Raw genomic sequence first — 476 nt, 5'->3', positions numbered from 1 at the left:
GTGTAGCTGTAGAGCGGGCCGTTCGCCATGAAGCCGTGCTGCAGGTAGATCATCCGGGTCGGCGGCTCACCGTTCTCGGAGGTGGGGAAATACCAATAGGATTCGACTTCATGGCCTTCGGAGATGACCAGGGTGGAGGTACTGACCTCCACGGAGTCCCGCAGTGCCGGCGGGACCACCGGGTCGCCACCGACCACCCGCTCCAGGGTCGCCATGGTGTCGAACACAACGTCGCTGATCACCGACAACACCTTGGGATAGTGCTGCGGTTCGGGATTGAGCGTCAGTGCGCCCAGGCTGCGGATCACATCGTGGATGGTCTCGACCGGGTCGTGAGCGGCGGACGGCGCGGCGGAGCGCTCCGGTGAGGCCAGCGGTTGTGGCGCGGTCAGCGCCTGCCGGATGCGGATCGGTGGCCGGACCCGCACTTCAGCGACCCGCGGCTCCTGCGCCGTGGCCTCTTCGGTGGCATCGGT

At 66.8% G+C, this 476-nt stretch carries 1 protein-coding gene; it reads right to left on the bottom strand.

What is annotated here, in order from left to right; genetic code table 11:
• Positions 1 to 476, bottom strand: a 476-nt coding sequence (locus RNB18_RS51310; RefSeq protein ID WP_311720967.1) for a hypothetical protein, incomplete at both ends; no start/stop codon positions are given.

Source organism: Streptomyces doebereineriae, from assembly GCF_031845645.1.
Classification (GTDB): domain Bacteria; phylum Actinomycetota; class Actinomycetes; order Streptomycetales; family Streptomycetaceae; genus Streptomyces; species Streptomyces canus.
The sequence above is the reverse complement of the archived record's forward strand: the minus strand, read 5'-3'. Positions and strand labels throughout refer to the sequence as shown.